This window comes from Falsiroseomonas sp., assembly GCF_051859025.1.
In the GTDB taxonomy this organism is placed as follows: domain Bacteria; phylum Pseudomonadota; class Alphaproteobacteria; order Acetobacterales; family Acetobacteraceae; genus Falsiroseomonas.
The window spans coordinates 78,863-95,296 of record NZ_JBHYGL010000010.1 but is presented as its reverse complement, the minus strand read 5'-3'; the positions used below and the strand labels follow the sequence as shown (position 1 = coordinate 95,296).

Below are 16,434 nucleotides of genomic sequence, written 5' to 3'. Positions count from 1 at the left end.
CGATGCTGACGCGCCGCCTTCTCCTCGCCACGCCGACGCTGCTGGCAGCACCCGCGCTCGCGCAATCCGACCAGCGCCCGGTGATCACCATCGCCGTGCAGAAGATCGCCAACACCAACACGCTGGAGACGCTGCGGGAGCAATCCAACGTCGGCAGCCGCACCTGGAATTCCTATGCGGAGACGCTGGTCGACCAGTCCTGGAGCGGTGACCTCTCGCTGCGCCCGGGGCTTGCGGAATCCTGGCGGCGGATCGATGACCGTACGCTGGAACTCACGCTGCGGCAGGGCGTGCTGTTCCATGATGGCCGCACCATGACGGCGGAGGATGTCGCCTTCACCTTCAGCCCCGAACGCATGGGCTGGAACCTGGCGGTGGAGCAGGCGCGCAACCTGTTCGGCAGCGTGCCTGGCCAGACCCAGGGCCGCACGCCGCCGCCGGAGGCGCTGGCCGTCGCGCGCCGGACATTCCCGGGCCTGGACCGCATCGAGATCGTCGATGCCCGCACCATCCGCTTCCACAACCGCGTGCCGGATGTGACGCTGGAAGGCCGCATCAGCCGCAACGTGGCGATGGTGCTGTCCCGCGATGCCTTTGAACGCAGCGCATCATGGCTGGAATGGGCGCGCCGCCCCATCGGCACCGGCCCCTTCCGCGTGGCGGAGTTCCGCCCCGACCATTCGCTCGTGCTGGAAGCCTTCGACGACTACTGGGGCGGCCGGCCGCCGGTGCGGCGCCTGCGCTTCCTTGAAGTTCCGGAGGTCTCGTCGCGCATCAACGCGCTGCTGTCCGGCGAAGCCGATTTCGCCTGCGACATGCCGCCCGACCAGATCGGCACGGTGCAGCGCAGCGCGCGGCATGAGGTTGTCGGCGGGCCGATCATGAACCATCGCCTGACCGTCTTCGACAAGAACCACCCGCATCTCCGCGATGCGCGCGTGCGCCGCGCCTTCACGCACAGCATCGATCGCGATGCCATCACCCAGGCGCTGTGGGGCGGCCGCGCGCCGGTGCCGAAGGGCCTGCAATTCGAATTCTACGGCCCGATGTACCACGCCGACTGGTCCGCGCCTCGCTTCGATCCTGCGGAGGCGCGCCGGCTGCTGCGCGAAGCCGGCTATCGCGGCGAGCCGATCCCCTATCGCCTGCTGAACGGCTACTACACGAACCAGGTGCCGACCGCGCAGATCCTCGTCGAAGGCTGGCGTGCCGTCGGCCTGAATGTGGTGATCGAGATGCGGGAGAACTTCCCGCAGGTCCTGTCGCGGGATGGTCAGCGCGGCGTGCGGGACTGGTCGGGCAGCGCCAGCTTCAACGACCCCGTCTCCTCCATCGTCGCCGCGCATGGGCCGGAAGGCCAGCAATGGCAGATCAATGAATGGCGGAACGAGGAATTCGGCCGCCTGTCACAGGCCCTGGAGACCGGCACGGATCCCGCCCAGCGCCGTAGCACCTTCCGCCGGATGCTGGAGATCGCGGAGCGCGAGGACCCTGCCTATACGGTCCTGCATCAATCCGTGAACCTCACGGCGAAGCGGCGGGATATCGGCTGGGCGCCGGGGCAGTCCTTCCAGATGGATTTCCGCAGCCGGAACTTCGCGGCGTGACGGCGCTGGTCTCGCTGCGGAACCTGCGCGTCAGCTTCGATGGGCAGTACGCGCTGCGCGGCATCGACCTGGATGTGGCGGCGGGCGAGGCGGTGGGGCTGGTCGGCGAATCCGGCTGCGGGAAATCCGTGACCTGGCTCGCCGCCCTCGGCCTGCTGCCGGGCAAGGCGCGCGTCACGGGCAGCGCGACGCTGCAGGGGCAGGAACTGCTCGGTGCCGCCCCCGCCACGCTGGATGGCGTGCGCGGCGGTCGCATCGCGATGATCTTCCAGGACCCCGCCAGCAGCCTGAACCCCGTGATCCGCATCGGGCGGCAGGTGGAGGAGGCGCTGCGCCTGCATCGCGGGATGCGCGGCGCGGCGGCGCGGGCGGAAGCGAAGCGGCTGTTCGATCAGGTCGGCATCCCCGACGCCGCGCGGAGGCTGGATGCCTGGCCGCATGAACTCTCCGGTGGGCAGAACCAGCGCGTGATGATCGCGATCGCGCTGGCGGGACGCCCTGAATTGCTGGTGGCGGACGAACCGACCACGGCGCTGGATGTGACGATCCAGGCGCAGATCCTGACGCTGCTGCAGGATCTGCGGCGCGATACCGGCATGGCGCTGGTGCTGATCTCCCACGATCTTGGCGTGGTGGCGGATAGCTGCGACCGCGTCTGCGTCATGTATGCCGGGCGCATCGTCGAACAGGCACCCGTGGCGCGGCTGTTCGCGGCGCCGACCCATCCCTACACGCGCGGCCTGCTCGGCGCGCTGCCGCCGCTGGACGGGCCCCGGCGCCGCCTGGCGGCCATCGGCGGCAGCGTGCCGGAACCCTGGGCCATGCCTAAGGGCTGCGCCTTCGCGCCGCGCTGCGCGGAACGCTCCCCGGCCTGCGACCTGGCCGTGCCGGATGCCATCGATCTCGAATCGGGCCACCAGGCCGCCTGCATCCGCGCCACCGCCATGGGCCTGCTGAAGGAAACCGTCACCGCATGACGCCGATGCTGGAGGCCAAGGGCCTGGTGCGCCGCTATGCCATGCGGCGCGGGCTCATGGGACGCAGCGTGGAGGTCCGCGCCGTCGATGGCGTCTCTCTCTCCGTCGAACGTGGCCGCACGCTCGGCCTGGTCGGTGAATCCGGCTGCGGGAAATCCACCACGGGCCGCCTTGTGCTGGGGCTGGAGGCGCCGGATGCCGGCAGCGTCTCCTTCCAGGACAAGCCCATGCCGCCGCCCGGCACCCCCGCCTGGCGCGTGCTGCGGTCGCGCATGCAGATGGTGTTCCAGGACCCGCTTGGCGCGCTGGATCGCCGCCTGCCGATCGGTGCGCAGGTGCAGGAACCGCTCGACATCCACAACATCGGGGAGGCGAAGGACCGCCCCGCGCGTGCGATCGAGGCGCTGCGCGCGGTCGGGCTGCGGCCGGACCAGGCCGCGCGCTACCCGCATGAACTCTCCGGCGGCCAGCGGCAGCGCGCGGTGCTGGCGCGGGCTCTGGCGACGGAACCCGCGCTGCTGGTCTGCGACGAACCGATCAGCGCGCTCGATGTCTCGATCCAGGCGCAGGTGATGAACCTGCTGCTGGACCAGCAGGAACGCCTCGGCCTCGGCATCCTGTTCATCAGCCACGATCTGCGCGCGGTGCGGCAGGTGAGCCACCGCGTCGCGGTGATGTATCTCGGCACCATTGTCGAGGAAGGGGAGCCCGATGCGGTACTCCACGACCCCGCGCATCCCTATGCGCAGGCGCTGGTCTCCGCCATTCCGAATCCCGGCCGAGCGGGAAGCCGCATCGTGCTGCAGGGCGATCCGCCGAACCCCGCGGACCGGCCGAGCGGTTGCGCCTTCCACCCGCGCTGCCCGGTCGCGACCGCCTTCTGCGCGCGGGAAGCGCCGGTATTGAAGCCGCGCCGCGCGGATGGGCGGCTTGTCGCCTGCCATGTCGCCCATGGCGATGTGGCCCCTGCCGTCACGAAGAAGGCCGCCTGAGATGATCCGCTTCCTGGGCACCCGCCTGCTGCGTGCCGCCGTCACCATCGTGATGGTCGTCACCTTCGCCTTCGTCGTCCTGCGACTGTCCGGCGACCCCGCGCAGATCATCATGGGCGCGGATGCGCCGCCGGAGGCGGTGGACGCCTTCCGCGCGGCCTGGGGCCTCGATCAGCCCGTCTGGATCCAGTATTTTCACTACTTCGGCGCGATCCTGCAGGGTGATCTCGGACGTTCCATGCGCGACGGGCGTGATGCCATCGTGCTGGTGGCGGAGCGGATTCCAGCGACGCTGGCGCTGACCTTGCCCGCGCTGGCCATCAAGGTCGGGCTTGGCATTCCCGCGGGGATCACCGCCGCGCTGCACCGCAATTCCTTCATTGACCGCGCGGTGATGATGCTGGCGGTGGCAGGCTTCACGGTGCCGTCCTTCGTGCTCGGCCTGCTGCTGGTGCTGGTCTTCGCGGTGCAGCTGGGGTGGCTGCCCTCCGGCGGGCAGGACAGCTGGCGGCATGCGATCCTGCCCATCATCACGCTGGGTGTCGGCGGCGCCGCGGTGCTGGCGCGCTTCACCCGCAGCGCCATGCTGGAGGTGCTGGGCCAGCCCTATATCCGCACCGCCAGCGCCAAGGGCGTGCCGTGGCGGTCCGTCGTCTGGGGCCATGCGCTGCCCAACGCCGCCATCCCCACCGTCACCATCGTGGGCTTCATGGTGGGCAGCCTGATCGCCGGCGCCGTCGTAGTGGAGAGCGTCTTCTCCTGGCCCGGCGTCGGCCGCCTTCTCGTCGTGGCGGTCGCGAACCGTGACCTGGCGGTGGTGCAATGCGTGCTCCTGCTGGTGGCGATCACGATGGTGACGTCCAACCTCATCGTCGATCTGCTCTATGGGCTGCTCGATCCGAGGCTGCGCAACCGGCCGAAGCGCGCCGCGGGGATGGCCTGACATGTCCGACGCAACCCTGCCCATCACTGCGGCGCCGCTTGCGAAACGCGCCCTGCCGCCGCCGATGGTGCTGTTCGGCCTGGCCTGGCTGACGCTGATGCTGCTGACGGCGGTGCTGGCCGATGTGGTCAGCCCCTATGCCTATACCGCGCTCGACCTGCGCAACCGCCTGGCGCCGCCGGCCTTCATGGGTGGCACCTGGCTGCATCCGCTGGGCACCGACGAACTCGGCCGCGATGTGCTGGCGCGGCTGATCTATTCGATCCGGATGAGCCTGCTGATCGCCTTCGGCGCCACCATCATCGGCGCGCTGATCGGCACCACGCTCGGCTTCCTCGCTGCGCATTTCCGGGGTTTCGTGGAACAGGTGGTGCTGGCGCTGGTGGATTTCTCCGCCAGCCTGCCCTTCCTGATCCTGGCGCTGGCGGTGCTGGCCTTCTTCGGCAATTCGATGGTGCTGTTCATCTGCCTGCTGGGCCTGCATGCCTGGGAACGCTACGCCCGTATCGCGCGGGGCCTGGCCATCAGCGCGGGGTCGCAGGGCTATGCGGCGGCGGTGCGGCAGTTGGGTGCCTCACCCTGGCGGATCTATGGGCGGCACGTGCTGCCGAACATCGCCTCCACCCTCATCGTGTCGATGACGCTGGCCTTCCCGGAGATCATCCTGCTGGAAAGCGGCCTGTCCTTCCTCGGCCTCGGCGTGCAGCCGCCCTCGACCTCGCTCGGCTCCATGGTGGGCTATGGGAGGGAGTATCTGACACGCGCGCCCTGGATCCTGCTCTCCCCCGCCTTCACCATCGTGCTGACCACGCTGTCCGTCTCCCTCATCGGCGACTGGCTGCGGGACCGGCTCGACCCCACGCTCCGATAGGCCTCTCGCATGACCCGCTTCATCCTGGTGGCCCTCGATGGGTTGCGGCCGGACATGGTTTCGGCTGCCGCCACGCCGCATCTGGCGGCGCTGGCTGCATCGGGCACACGCTTCGCCAATGCGCGCAGCGTGTTCCCGAGCGAGACGCGTGTTGCCACGCCGTCCCTCATCACGGGGTGCCGGCCGGGCGGGCATGGCATGGTGGCCAATACGCTGTTCGACGCCGGCGTGGCGCCGGACCGGCTGCTGCGCACGAAACTGGTGGCCGATGTGCTGGCGATGGCCCAGGGAATGGCCCAGGGCGCCGAAAGCCCGTTGGAACGGCCGAGCCTGGCGGAGCGGCTGGCGCCGCATGGCCTGTCCTTCGCCCTGGTCAGCGCCGGCACCGCGGGCGCCGCGCGGCTGCTGCATCCCGCGGCCGAACGCCTCGGCAGTTTCCGGTGGAATGTGGAGGATGAGGAGGGGGAGACGGCGCGGCTGGTACGGGATCGCCTCGGCCCCACGCCGCCGCACGCCGTGCCGAACCTGCCCCGCCTGCACCACGCCGCCCGCGTGATGCTGGAGATCGTGCTGCCCGAACACCGCCCCGATGTCACGCTGCTGTGGCTCTCGGAGCCCGACATCGCCTTCCACTGGGGCGGCCTGCGGTCGGCGGAGGCGCAGGCGGGCCTGCGTGCAGCTGATGATGTGCTGGGCGAGATCGTCGCCTGGCGCGATGCGCAGCCGGATGCCGAGGACATCGCCATCATCGTGCTGTCCGACCACGGCCACGTTACGGGCCGCGGCAAGCTGTCGCTGCGCGACGAACTGTGCCGCGCGGGCTTCCGGGCCGGCGCGGGGCTGGGGGAGGGCATCGACATCGCGGTCGCGCCCGCGGCGGCGCCGGGGCTGTGGTTTCGCGATCCGTCGCTGGCGCCGCAGGTGGCGGCCTTCCTGGCGGAACAGGACTGGGCCGGGCCGCTGCTGGCGCGCGATCCCGCGATCCTGCCGCAGGGGCAGGCGGTTCCGCTCTCCCTGCTCGGCAGCGGGCACCGCCGCAGCGCGGACCTCGTCGTCACCTTCGCGGGCAGCGAGGCGTCCGATGAATGGGGGCTGCCCGGCTTCGCGCCCTTCGACGCGCCGGATGTGCCGGAGGGCGGCGGCATGCATGGCGGGCTGCACCGGTCCGAACTGGCGACCGTGCTGGTGATGCAGGGCGGGCCGTTCCGGGATGGCGCCGTGGCGCAGATGCCGGCGGATTTGACGGACATCGTGCCCACCATCCTGCACCTGATGGGCCTCGACCAGCAGGGCATGGAGGGCCGGCCGCTGCTGGCGGGCTGGGACGCGGCGGCGGATGCCCTGCCGCTGCGGGAGAGGGTATCCCTGCCCGGTGGCTTCGTGCTGGAGGCGATGCGCGCGACGCCGGAGGGGAGGCTCTACCCCACCGCCTTGCGACGCTGCGGCTGAACCAGGTCAATTGTCACCGGATCTTCAACGAACGGTCATCACGCTGTCACGGCCAGCCGTTGCGCCGGCCGCACCCGCGGATGACCCTGCGATGGGGATGCGGAGTGCGTGCGGATGGGCCAGGGTTGCGAGGCTGGTGCCTCGCATTATCGCGGGCATTGCGTCCGCGCGTGGCGCCGCAAGCGCGGCTGGACCATCCGGGTCAGCCGCGCGGAGGCCACGGCAACGCCGTGCGTGCCGCTCCTCCTGCTGCGCAACAGCGTGCCTGATGGACGCGCCCCGCTGATGGCGGAGGCGCGCGGCTGGATCGATCGCCTGGTCGATGGCCCGCCCTGGCAGGGCAGCCCCTGACGCTACGACCCCTGACGCCACGACAACGTCACGACACCGTCAAGCGATGGCAATGCACCCTGTCTAAAGCCCCGGCACGACATCCGGGTATGGACACGACACGATGCGCGCCCTTCTGCTTGCCGCTACCGCCCTGATCGGGCTGGCACCCGCCGCGATCGCCGACCAGCGCTTCGAAGCGACGCTCGCCGGCCATGCCATCCTGCCCGCCTTCACCATGGCGGTGCCGCCGGCCGATGCGCCGCGGGATGCGCTGGTCTCCGGCAAGTTCGCGGGCCCCGGCAACCTCCGCATCGATCGTCCGGGCGCCGTGATGGGCGATACCGGCCCGATGCATGGCAGCCGCCCGACCGGCATCGCCTTCCCCTTCATCGGCCAGCCCGTGCAGGGCTTCTCCGGCATCAAGCCGGTGGCGGGCGAGCCCGGTGCCTACTGGGTGCTGACCGACAATGGCTTCGGCAACCGCCGCAACAGCCCCGATGCGCTGTTGATGTTCCACAAGGTTCGCCCGGATTTCCGTACCGGCCAGGTGGCGATCGAACAGACCACCTTCCTGTCCGATCCGCATCGCCGCATCCCCTTCCGCATTGCCTATGAGGGCACGGAGCGCCGCTACCTCACCGGTGCGGATTTCGACCTGGAGAGCATCCAGCCTGTCGAGGGCGGCTTCTGGTTCGGCGACGAATTCGGCCCCTACCTGATCCAGGTCGATGCCGCGGGCGTGGTGCAGCGCGTGGTGGAGACCATGCTGGACGGCCAGCCGCTGCGGTCCCCGGACCATGCCGCGCTGCAGGTCGCTGCCTCCCCCACCGCGGGCGTTCCCTATCGGGTTCGCCGGTCCGGCGGGTATGAGGGCATGGCCCTGACGCCGGATGGGCAGACGCTGTGGGGCCTGCTGGAACAGCCGCTGTTCGCCGCCGGTTCGGACCAGCCGGAAGGCCAGTTTCTGCGCCTGCTGGAATACAGCATCGCCCGCCAAGCCTGGACCGGGCGCAGCCTGCGCTACCGCCTGGAAGCCGGCGCCACGGCCATCGGTGACTTCAACTTCATCGATGCCACGCGCGCCCTGGTGATCGAGCGTGACAATGGCGAGGGTGACCCGGGCCTCGCCTGCGCCCAGGGCGTGCAGCCCACCGCGGCGGCGCCCTGCTTCCCGCTGCCGGCGCGGTTCAAGCGCGTCTATCTCATCGACTTGGCGCAGACCGATGCCGAGGGCTTCGTCCGCAAGATCGGCCATATCGACCTGATGGCGATCCGGGACACTGAGGGCCTGGCGCGGATACGCGGCGACTTGCCGGCGAACGCGCCGCGGGACCGCTTCACCTTCCCCTTCTTTACGATCGAGGATGTGGCGATGGTGGATGCGGACCACATCATCGTCGGCAACGACAACAACCTGCCGTTCAGCGCCGGCCGGCAGTTCTTCCAGGCCGACTCGAACGAGCTGATCCTGCTGCGCGTGCCCGAATTGCTGCGCGCGCGCTGAACAGCCCGTAGAAGGACAGCCATCATGCTCAGCCGCCGCATGGGTCTGCTCGCCAGCGCCAGCCTGCTTGCCACGCCCTTGATCCAGACCCGCGGCGCACAGGCGCAGGCGGATTGGCGCAGCCGTTTCCGCGAATTGCGCTACGGCGTCATCGGTTCCGAGAATGAGCGCGATGCGATTGCCCGCCTGCAGGGGCTTTCGGTGCATGCCGAGCGCACGCTTGGCGTGCCCATGCGCATCTTCCGCGGCACCGACTATGCCGCGGTGGTCGAGGCGCTGCGTTCCGAACAGCTCGAATTCGCCCATCTTGGCCCGGCGGCTTATGCGCTGGCCCGCCGCGCCATGGGCGAGGGTGTGATCCCGCTGCTGCGCCACCAGGCTAATGACGGTGCCGAGGGCTATTACTCCGTCATCTTCGTGAAGGCCGACAGCCCCTTCCAGTCGCTGGCCGATCTGCGCGGCCGGTCCTTTGCCTTCGCGGATCCCAACTCGGCATCGGGCTTCGCCGCGCCGGGCTATTTCATGCGCAAGGAAGGCGTCGACCCCGCCCGCCATTTCAGCCGCACCGGCTTTTCGGGCAACCATGAGCAGAGTGTCATCGCCGTGCTGAACGGCACCTTCGATGCCGCCGCAACCTTCTGGAACAATGAGCAGTCCGGCAACATCCAGCGCATGGTCGAGAAGGGCATGATCCAGCCGGGCACCACGCGCATCATCTGGCGCAGCCCGCTGATCCCGAATTCGCCCACCGTCACCCGCGCCGGCGTGCCGGAGGGTCTGCGCGCCGCCTTCGTGCGGATGATGCTGAACCTGCATGTGGAAGCGCCGGAGGTACTGGCGCAGATCAGCACCAACACCGCCCGCATCGTTCCCGCCCGGCATGAGGATTACGCCGACCTCATCGCGATGACGGAGCAGAACCAGGCGCAGCGGCGCAACCGGTCTTGAGCCTGACCGTCCAGGCTGTCGCCGCCCGCTGGCAGCAGGAACGCCAGGCCGGGCGGCGGCGAACGCTGCTCTGGTCGATCGCCTTCCTTGCCGCCACCTGGCTGGCTGCCTGGGTGGGACAGGTCGATGCGGCACGGCTGCTGGCCGGCCTGCCGCGCGCGGCCGACTACATCGCGCGCACCGTGCCGACACTGCGCATGGACTCACTCGGCGCCGATCTGGCCGAGTGGATGTGGGGCGTTGATGTCTGGCTTGGGCTGCTGCTGGACACGATCCTGATCGCCTATGTCGGCACGGTGGTGGGTGGTGCCGCCGCGCTGCTGCTGAGCTTCCCGGCGGCAGCCACCCTCGCCCCGCCCTGGGCTGTGCTGATCGCGCGCCGCACGGCCGAATTCGCGCGCACCGTGCCGACGCTGGTCTTCGCCCTGATCTTCGTCTACGCGTTCGGGCTCGGTCCCTTCGCCGGCGTCCTGGCCGTGGCGCTGCACACCTTCGGTGCCCTGGGCAAGCTGTTCGCCGAGGTGCATGAGAATGCCGATCTGCGCAGCGTCGAGGCGGTTCGTGCTGCGGGCGGCAGTTGGGCGGAGTGCATGCGCTTCGGCGTGCTGCCGCAATCCCTGCCCGGCGTACTGTCGTTCGGCTTGCTGCGCTTCGAGATCAATGTGCGCGAGGCCAGCGTGCTCGGCATCGTCGGTGCCGGCGGCATTGGGGAGGAGCTCTACCTCGCGGTGCGTCAGTTCGAATATCCGGACATCTCGGCGATCATCGTGCTCATCCTGGTGACCGTGACGCTGATCGATGCGCTGACCACAAAGCTGCGCCACCGGATCATCGGCGCTGACAGCCTCCGGGCACCATGACCCTTTCGCGCACCCAGCTCCTCTTTGCCGGCGGTTTCCTGCTGCTCCTGGTGGGGCTTTGGCGCATCGACGCGTCGCCCGCGCGCATCTGGGAGGGATTCGGCAAGCTTGGCTGGCTGCTGACGCTGATGTGGCCACCTTCCCCCGGCGGGGCGCTGGCCGAATTGCTGCACAGCCTGGCCGAGACGGTGGCCATGGCCTTCTTCGGCACGCTGCTGGCTGTCCTCGTCGCCTTGCCGCTCTGCTTCCTGGGTGCGGGCAATGTGGTGACCAGCACGCTGATGCGCTTCACCGTGCGGCGCAGCTATGACGGGCTGCGCGGCATCGACAGCCTGGTCTGGGCACTGATCTTCGTCTCGGCCGTCGGCATGGGGCCCTTTGCCGGCATCCTGGCACTGGCCGTGCCCGATATCGGCCTGTTGGCCAAGGTGTTCTCCGAGGCGCTGGAATCCGCCGACCGGCGCCAGGTGGAAGGGGTACGCGCCAGCGGCGGATCGCGCCTGCATGCCATCCGCTTCGGGCTGATCCCGCAGGTGGCGCCGCTGATGCTCTCGCAAACCCTCTACACCTTCGAAAGCAACACCCGCAGCGCCACCATCCTGGGCGTGGTGGGCGCCGGCGGCATCGGTCTCGCCCTCGGCGACCGCATCCGCCTGAACAACTGGGACGAAGCAGCCTTCATCGTGCTGCTCATCCTTGTCACTGTCGCCGTCATTGATGGAGCGAGCCGTTGGCTGAGGCTGAGAATGATCCGCGCCTGACCCGGTACCAGGACCCGGGTAGCACGACGAAGAAACTTGGGCTTGAGCCCTTCATCCACGAAACCGCGAAGGTCCGCGACAGCCGGCTGGGCATCTACACGGAGATCGGCGCCCGCAGCACGGTCGCGGAGACGGAGTTCGGCGACTATTCCTACGTCGTCCACGACAGCCAGATCATCTACGCGACCATCGGCCGCTTCTGTTCCATCGCCAGCCATGTGCGGATCAACCCCGGCAACCACCCGTTGGACCGCGTGGCGCTGAGCCATGTGACATACCGCGCCAGCGCCTATGGGCTGGGGGAGGATGAGGCCGGCTTCTTCGACTGGCGGCGGCAGAAGCGCGTCGCGCTGGGCAACGATGTCTGGCTCGGCCACGGCGTCATCGTGCTGCCCGGCATCAGCATCGGCACGGGGGCTGCCATCGGCGCCGGCGCGATGGTGACGAAGGATGTGCCGCCCTTCGCCATCGTCGTCGGCAATCCCGGCCGCGTGCTGCGCTTCCGCTTTGCGGAGGCGGAGCGGGCGAGCCTGCTGCGCATCGCCTGGTGGGACTGGCCGCGGGAGAAGCTGGCGGCTGGGCTGGCGGCCATGCGGACCGATCCGGTGGAGGCATTCTGCCGCCGCCACGACCCGACCTATGCGGCGCCCGGCCGTCTGGGGCGTGGCAATCCCATGGCGGGCGATGCCAGCGGCTAGCGCGCGCCCTTCACCGGCCCGGTGAGCTCCCTCAGCCGCTCGATCTCGGCCAGTACGACCTCGACCCGCAGCAGCGCCTCCTCGGCATCGTTGCGTCGCAGCGCCATTTCCGCCAGCTCTGCCGCCATGCTCATGATGGCCAGGTGCTGCGACAGGCGGTGGATGTCGATCGATCGGCTCGACGCCCGCCCCTGCTGCTCGATGAAGTCCGGCATCACGCGGGAAAGCCGACGAAGACGTAGCCGACCTGGCGGACAGTCTTGATGGATTGGGGGTCGGCGTTGTCGGGTTCGATCTTGTGCCGCAGCTTCTTGATCACCGTGTCGATGCCCCTGTCATTCGCCCGCCATGGCCGCTGGAAGACGCGCAGGCTGAGTTCGGCGCGGGCGACCGTCTGCCCCATGGCGTCGTGCAGCACGCGAAAGGTCTCATATTCCGCAGTCGTCAGGCCGCAGCTGGACCCGTCCGGCCGCAGCAGCAGCCGCCGCCCCGTATCGAAGCGCCAGCCCTGCCTGCCCCGGACGGGGTTCGCGCCGCGTGGAGCCTCCGCCAGGGCGGGCGCGGGACCGCCGCCCGGCGTTTCAGCGCCGTTCGGCGCCGAACGGCGCAGCACGCCGCGGATGCGCGCGATCAATTCCCGCGGCGCGATCGATTTCTCGACCTCGTCATCGGCGCCGAGCTCAAGGTTGACGATGCGGTCGAAGGGATCGGAGCATCCGGTGACGATGATGCAGGGGATGGCGGCGCCGTCCCGGAGCCGCTTCAGCACCTCGGTGCCGCTCACGGTGCCAAGCCGCTGGTCGAGGAGGAGCAGTTGCGGCCTGAACTCCGCGAGGGCTCCCGCCAGGCCGGCGGGATCCGTCAGCGCCAGTACCGCGCAGCCGTGCTGGGTCAGATAGGCGGAAGCCTGGTCGCAGAAGGCGACATCGTCATCCACGAGGAGGATGCGCGTCGGTTCCATGGTCAGCGCGCTATGAACCATCGGGCAGCTCCATGTCCCCGCCTGCCGGCCGGGGGGCGGGTGGCGGGGGCGCGGTGGGGAGGGTGATCCTGACTTCCAGGCCGCCGGCGGGGCCGTTCGCCAGCATGATGGATCCGCCGAAACCCTTGATCGTCGAATAGACGACCGAAAGCCCGAGGCCCGTGCCATGGCCCGGCGTCCTGGTCGTGAAGAAGGGCTCGAAGGCGCGTTCGAGGGCGGCTTCCGTCATGCCCGGGCCGGTATCGCGGATCAAGAGCGCGAGTGCGTCCTGGCCCGGCAGCGGATGCGTGCCGATGCTCACCTGGCGCGGTGTCGCGCCATGCGCGACGATGGCTTCGCGCGCATTCAGCAGAAGCTGGACCAGCGCTTGTTCCAGCGGGATCAGGCGCGCCATGACATCCGGCCCGTCCGGAGGGAGAGCAACCTCAACCTCGATGCCGGCGTTGCGCAGGGCGCCGCCGACGATGCCGAGGCTGCCCTCGATCGCGGTGGCCAGGTTGACGGGCTCCGGCGCGCCGGCATCCGGGCGGCCGAAGAGCTGAAAATGGTCAACGATCCGCCGCAGACGGCCGATCTGGTCCTGGATCACGGCGAGGCGCCCCTCCACCGAGGCCAGGAAGCCGGGCGGCTGCGCCTGCATCTCCAGCACCGCGACATCGGCGGCGAGCCCGATGACGGCGGCGGGCTGGTTGAGTTCATGCGCAACGCCGGTCGCCATCTCTCCCACCGTCGCGAGCCGTGCCGCGGTCATGGCGTTGATCCGCACCTCCCGATCCCGGGTCACGTCGCTGATGAAGCCGACCACCTCCGCGCCATGGCCGGGCACTTCGCCGACCACGCGGCAATGCTCCCGCAGCCAGACCTGGTGGCCGTCGGGGCGGAGGAAGCGATACTCGATCGCCTCGCCGCCTGACCGCAGGACAACGTCGAGGAAGGCGTCGCGCGCGTCGGCAGCTTCCTCATCCAGCAGGGCGGCGAAGGCGCGCTGGTCCTGGAATGGATCGACGGCGCTGCCGAGCAGCCGGTTGATGGCCTGGCCGACATAGACGCATTCGAACGTGCCGCCTGCGGTGATCCGGCCCTGATAGGCGGCGCCGGGAAGGGCATCCAGGAAATGCACCAGCTCCGTCCGCGACTGCTCGGCCTGGGCAGCGAGTGCCAGCGCGCGCCGCCGCTCCTCCTCCTCCGCCCGCCGGCGGATTCTCAGGCGGAGTAGCTGAAGCGGTATCACCGGCGCGATAACCAGCAACGCGACCACCAGTCGCCGGACCCAGTGGTCGGCCGCGAGCGCAGCGCATTCGGCGGAGGCGTCGAGCGTGACCGAGACGTGAAGCGGTGCGCCGGGTACCGGAAGCACGGCGCTGAACAGCGTCAGCGCATCCGCCTGGACGCTCAGGCCCGGTGAGGGCGGGAGCCAGCCGTCCATCACGGACGGGAAGGCGGGCACCAGGGGCGGCGTCGCCGCGACCGGCACGCGTACCAGTTCCGTGCCATCATCCCGCGCCAGCGTGGCGCCGGCGGCGGCGGTGCCGAGTGAGCGCCGGAGCATGGTCGCGAGCATCGCGGGATCGATCGACACGATGAGGACACCGTCGGGCGTCCGGTCCTGCTGGCGCAGCGCCCGCGCAAACTGCACGCTGGGCTGCCCCGATGCGCGGCCGACCAGCGGCGCGCTGACGAAGAGCCCGGCATGGCCACCCAGCGGCACGTGGATGTGTTCCCGGTCGCTAAGGTCGAGCGGCGCGGCGACGGGCACCGTCGTCCAGGTGAGGATGCCGTGCCGGTCCGTCACGGCGACCTGGCGTACCCCGAAATGCTCCTCCGCCGCGATGGTCCGCAGGTGCCGCCCGATGAGGGCCACCACCATGCCATCGGCCTGCGCATTGCCGAGTTGCCCCCCTTCCGCGAGCGAATGGACAAGCCCGATCAGCTCCACCAGCCGGGCGAGGTTGGCGGCCGCGGTTGCCGCATGGGCGCGCGCGGCGGCCGATCCCCGTTCCACGAAATCCGACCTCTCCCGCCGCTCGACGGCCAGCAGCGTCACGAGGATGAGGAGGCTGGCGGCGAGGATGACCAGGATTGCGCCGTCTCGTCCCAGGCGATGCAGGGTCGGTGGAGGGGCGGTCACACGCCGGCGCCGCGTGGCGCGTGCAGGACGATGCTCATCCGCCCGTCGGCGCCGCCATCGGATCGCAGGATCGCGTTGTTGCGGGATGCCAGCCGCTCCGCGATCGAGAAGCGCAGCCCTTCCTGCGTCCGTGCCAATGCGGAGGCCGGCGCGGCCGCTTCCGGCCCGCCGCCGCCTGGCGGGGCGACGTGAATGGACAGCGCTGCGGTGGAGGGCGTGGGCTGCGTCCATTCGATGCGCAGCCGAGACCGCGGCGCCGCCCATTCCGTCACGGCAAGCAGGCAGTGTGCGATCAGCCGCCGGAGGTCGTCCCTGCGAAAGCGCAGCCAGGCTGCGCCGGGGGCGGCCGGCAGCACGGCCAGGTTCCCGAAGATTCCCTCCGCCTGCAGACGGCACAACACGGCATCAAGCATCGCCGCCGCATCGACATCGACGGGCTCCGCCACCGGCGGCGCTGAATCGAACTGCTTCAGCTCCTCCACCAGCGCCACCGCGGCAATGGCATCCTTGATGCCGTCGCGCAGCAGGTCGAGATGTTCATGGGTGCGGGCATCGGACGGCTCCGCATCCCGCGTCAGCAGGTCGGTGCCGCCGACGATCGCGACGAGGGGCGTCCGCAGAGCGTGGGAGATGGCGCGCATCTCGCGGCGTTGGGCATTCTCCCCGTCCTGCGGGATCAGCCTGGCCGCGCCATCGCCACAACTGCCGCACGTGGCTGCTTCAGGCCCAGCCGAGCTATCATCGATCGGCCTGGCATCAATCGGCCTGGCATCCATGGCGCGCAGCTTCATCTCCACCTGCTGCTGCAGGACGATCTTGTGGCGGCGGGCCGTCGCGCGGGCATTCGCCCTGGCGACGGCATCCCCCGCCTCCCGCAGCCTGAAGGGCTTGCGCAGGAAATCGACCGCGCGGGCGCGCACGGCGGCGGCGGCATCCTCGATCGTCGCATGGCCGGTGATCAACACGACCTCTACCGCATCGGAATCGCGGCGTTCTTTCATGATCTGGCGGGCCAGGCCGAGCCCATCCGATTCCGGCATCCGCACATCGCTGACAACGACGGTGATGGCGGGATCGGATGCCAGTGTCGCCAGCGCTGCCTGCACGCTGGATGCCTGCAGCACGTCGTAGCCGAGCACGCCGAGGCCGTCGCTGAGCTGCGTCACCACCGCCGGCTCGTCATCAACGACGAGCACGCGAAAGCGCGGGGATCGTCCCGGCTCATCGTCTGGGTGGCAGCGATCCATGCGTGTTCCGGCAGTGGTTGTCGCCCTGGCGCCGCGGCCAAGACCGGCGCCGAACGCAGAGCGAAAGGTATGGGTGCAGTATACACGAAAGGAAAGTTCCCGTTCTGTCGATTTTGGTCGACATCTGTGTCCAT

The 16,434-nt window shown here is 69.7% G+C and carries 15 protein-coding genes; 11 read left to right on the top strand and 4 right to left on the bottom strand.

Translation table 11 applies throughout. The features are described 5' to 3' along the window. Nucleotides 1–2: 2 nt before the first annotated feature. From ACTIE5_RS11320 to ACTIE5_RS11270, 11 genes are all read left to right on the top strand, one after another. Nucleotides 3–1,607, top strand: a complete 1,605-nt coding sequence (locus ACTIE5_RS11320; protein ID WP_439549804.1) for an ABC transporter substrate-binding protein — start codon at nucleotides 3–5, stop codon at nucleotides 1,605–1,607. Next, entirely contained in the window at nucleotides 1,604–2,584 is a 981-nt protein-coding gene (locus ACTIE5_RS11315) for an ABC transporter ATP-binding protein (protein ID WP_439549803.1), read from the top strand. Before ACTIE5_RS11320 ends, ACTIE5_RS11315 begins: the two co-directional genes overlap by 4 nt. Further along, nucleotides 2,581–3,576 carry an ABC transporter ATP-binding protein gene (locus ACTIE5_RS11310; RefSeq protein WP_439549802.1) on the top strand — a complete coding sequence of 332 codons (996 nt, stop codon included), beginning with the start codon at nucleotides 2,581–2,583 and terminating at the stop codon, nucleotides 3,574–3,576. Before ACTIE5_RS11315 ends, ACTIE5_RS11310 begins: the two co-directional genes overlap by 4 nt. A gap of 1 nt (nucleotide 3,577) precedes the next feature. Then, entirely contained in the window at nucleotides 3,578–4,519 is a 942-nt protein-coding gene (locus ACTIE5_RS11305; RefSeq protein WP_439549801.1) for an ABC transporter permease, read from the top strand. Between the two features lies 1 nt (nucleotide 4,520). Continuing rightward, nucleotides 4,521–5,390, top strand: coding sequence for an ABC transporter permease (locus ACTIE5_RS11300; protein ID WP_439549800.1), 870 nt, complete (start codon nucleotides 4,521–4,523; stop codon nucleotides 5,388–5,390). 9 nt (nucleotides 5,391–5,399) lie between these two features. Next, nucleotides 5,400–6,839: an alkaline phosphatase family protein gene (locus ACTIE5_RS11295; protein ID WP_439549799.1), complete on the top strand. Its 1,440-nt coding sequence runs from the start codon at nucleotides 5,400–5,402 to the stop codon at nucleotides 6,837–6,839. A gap of 454 nt (nucleotides 6,840–7,293) precedes the next feature. Continuing rightward, nucleotides 7,294–8,676, top strand: coding sequence for an esterase-like activity of phytase family protein (locus tag ACTIE5_RS11290; protein WP_439549798.1), 1,383 nt, complete (start codon nucleotides 7,294–7,296; stop codon nucleotides 8,674–8,676). Nucleotides 8,677–8,700: 24 nt separating this feature from the next. Next, the gene (phnD, locus tag ACTIE5_RS11285) at nucleotides 8,701–9,624 is read left to right on the top strand and encodes a phosphate/phosphite/phosphonate ABC transporter substrate-binding protein (RefSeq protein WP_439549797.1); all 924 of its coding nucleotides are present in this window, start codon (nucleotides 8,701–8,703) and stop codon (nucleotides 9,622–9,624) included. Then, the gene (phnE, locus tag ACTIE5_RS11280; RefSeq protein WP_439549796.1) at nucleotides 9,621–10,484 is read left to right on the top strand and encodes a phosphonate ABC transporter, permease protein PhnE; all 864 of its coding nucleotides are present in this window, start codon (nucleotides 9,621–9,623) and stop codon (nucleotides 10,482–10,484) included. The genes phnD and phnE (ACTIE5_RS11280) overlap by 4 nt, the downstream gene beginning before the upstream one ends. After that, entirely contained in the window at nucleotides 10,481–11,245 is a 765-nt protein-coding gene (phnE, locus tag ACTIE5_RS11275) for a phosphonate ABC transporter, permease protein PhnE (protein ID WP_439549795.1), read from the top strand. The genes phnE (ACTIE5_RS11280) and phnE (ACTIE5_RS11275) overlap by 4 nt, the downstream gene beginning before the upstream one ends. Further along, a complete protein-coding gene (locus tag ACTIE5_RS11270; RefSeq protein WP_439549794.1) occupies nucleotides 11,215–11,943 on the top strand; it encodes a chloramphenicol acetyltransferase in 729 nt (242 codons plus the stop codon). The genes phnE (ACTIE5_RS11275) and ACTIE5_RS11270 overlap by 31 nt, the downstream gene beginning before the upstream one ends. Here ACTIE5_RS11270 and ACTIE5_RS11265 read toward each other — a convergent pair. The 4 genes from ACTIE5_RS11265 to ACTIE5_RS11250 are packed head-to-tail and all read right to left on the bottom strand — an operon-like array spanning nucleotide 11,940 to nucleotide 16,249. Then, nucleotides 11,940–12,158 carry a hypothetical protein gene (locus ACTIE5_RS11265; protein WP_439549793.1) on the bottom strand — a complete coding sequence of 73 codons (219 nt, stop codon included), beginning with the start codon at nucleotides 12,156–12,158 and terminating at the stop codon, nucleotides 11,940–11,942. The genes ACTIE5_RS11270 and ACTIE5_RS11265 overlap by 4 nt on opposite strands. Then, the gene (locus ACTIE5_RS11260) at nucleotides 12,158–12,925 is read right to left on the bottom strand and encodes a response regulator (protein ID WP_439549792.1); all 768 of its coding nucleotides are present in this window, start codon (nucleotides 12,923–12,925) and stop codon (nucleotides 12,158–12,160) included. Before ACTIE5_RS11260 ends, ACTIE5_RS11265 begins: the two co-directional genes overlap by 1 nt. Beyond that, nucleotides 12,915–15,053: an ATP-binding protein gene (locus tag ACTIE5_RS11255; protein WP_439549791.1), complete on the bottom strand. Its 2,139-nt coding sequence runs from the start codon at nucleotides 15,051–15,053 to the stop codon at nucleotides 12,915–12,917. The genes ACTIE5_RS11260 and ACTIE5_RS11255 overlap by 11 nt, the downstream gene beginning before the upstream one ends. Then, nucleotides 15,050–16,249, bottom strand: coding sequence for a response regulator (locus tag ACTIE5_RS11250; RefSeq protein WP_439549790.1), 1,200 nt, complete (start codon nucleotides 16,247–16,249; stop codon nucleotides 15,050–15,052). Before ACTIE5_RS11250 ends, ACTIE5_RS11255 begins: the two co-directional genes overlap by 4 nt. Between the last annotated feature and the right edge of the window lie 185 nt (nucleotides 16,250–16,434).

Coding starts and splice junctions, on each gene's coding strand:
- ACTIE5_RS11320 (WP_439549804.1), top strand. CDS start 3: ATGCTGACGCGCCGCCTTCTCCTCGCCACGCCGACGCTGCTGGCAGCA.
- ACTIE5_RS11310 (WP_439549802.1), top strand. CDS start 2,581: ATGACGCCGATGCTGGAGGCCAAGGGCCTGGTGCGCCGCTATGCCATG.
- ACTIE5_RS11305 (WP_439549801.1), top strand. CDS start 3,578: ATGATCCGCTTCCTGGGCACCCGCCTGCTGCGTGCCGCCGTCACCATC.
- ACTIE5_RS11300 (WP_439549800.1), top strand. CDS start 4,521: ATGTCCGACGCAACCCTGCCCATCACTGCGGCGCCGCTTGCGAAACGC.
- ACTIE5_RS11295 (WP_439549799.1), top strand. CDS start 5,400: ATGACCCGCTTCATCCTGGTGGCCCTCGATGGGTTGCGGCCGGACATG.
- ACTIE5_RS11290 (WP_439549798.1), top strand. CDS start 7,294: ATGCGCGCCCTTCTGCTTGCCGCTACCGCCCTGATCGGGCTGGCACCC.
- phnD (WP_439549797.1), top strand. CDS start 8,701: ATGCTCAGCCGCCGCATGGGTCTGCTCGCCAGCGCCAGCCTGCTTGCC.
- phnE (WP_439549795.1), top strand. CDS start 10,481: ATGACCCTTTCGCGCACCCAGCTCCTCTTTGCCGGCGGTTTCCTGCTG.
- ACTIE5_RS11265 (WP_439549793.1), bottom strand. CDS start 12,158: ATGCCGGACTTCATCGAGCAGCAGGGGCGGGCGTCGAGCCGATCGATC.
- ACTIE5_RS11260 (WP_439549792.1), bottom strand. CDS start 12,925: ATGGTTCATAGCGCGCTGACCATGGAACCGACGCGCATCCTCCTCGTG.